Annotated in this window: 1 pseudogene; it reads right to left on the reverse strand. The window is 69.2% G+C overall.

The annotated features are described in order from the left end of the window. Positions 1-4: 4 nt before the first annotated feature. Positions 5-807: pseudogene (locus D9598_RS20880) on the reverse strand (IS5 family transposase). Positions 808-850: the final 43 nt, after the last annotated feature.

Below are 850 nucleotides of genomic sequence, written 5' to 3' on the forward strand. Positions count from 1 at the left end.
AAAGCTAAGGACAAAACCGGCGGATCTGCCGTAGGCAGATGATGGAGCAGGCGATTGTTGTCAGGGCTAGGTGCAGGTCGGCACGGCGTTCGTAGCGGACAGTCAGGCGCCGGAAGCGGTTCAGCCAGGCGAAACTGCGCTCGATGACCCAGCGATGGCGGCCCAGGCGGGCGCTGCTCTCGATGCCGCGTGGGGCGATCCGCGGGACGATGCCGCGCGCCCGGCACTCCTGGCGGCAACGGCGGTGATCGTAGCCTTTGTCGGCGTGCAGCTTGGCGGGGCGGCGGCGCGGACGGCCCCGGTGCCAGGCACGCACGCCAGGCACGGCATCCAGAGTGGCAGCCAGCATGAGGCTGTCGTTGCGGTTGGCCCCGCTCAGCACCACGCCGAGCGGTGTACCGCGGGCATCCGTGACGAGATGCCGCTTCGTGCCTGGCCTGCCGCGGTCGGTCGGGTTCGGGCCGACCTCCGCACCCCCTTTTTGGCGGGCAGGCTAGCGCTGTCGAGTGCTGCCCGGCGCCAGTCCAAGGCTCCGGCATCCTGGAGCCGCTCCAGCAAGACCCGGTGCAGGCCCGCCCAGACCCCGGCCGCATGCCACTCGCCCAGCCGCCGCCAGCACGTCTTGCCGCAGCAACCCAACTCGGATGGGAGTTCGTGCCATTGGATACCCGTCCGCAACACGAACAGGATTCCGGCGAGGGCCACGCGGTCAGAGGCCCGCGGGCGGCCGCCCTTCGGCTTTGGTCGCTCCGGCGGTAGCAGCGGCTCGATCACAGCCCAGAGGTCGTCGGGAACGAGAAGCGCCATTCCCCCTCAACGCCTCACAGCAGGTTTTGTCCCAAACTTTTAG

Origin of the sequence: Roseomonas sp. KE0001, assembly GCF_016107285.1 — a bacterium.
GTDB lineage: Bacteria > Pseudomonadota > Alphaproteobacteria > Acetobacterales > Acetobacteraceae > Pseudoroseomonas.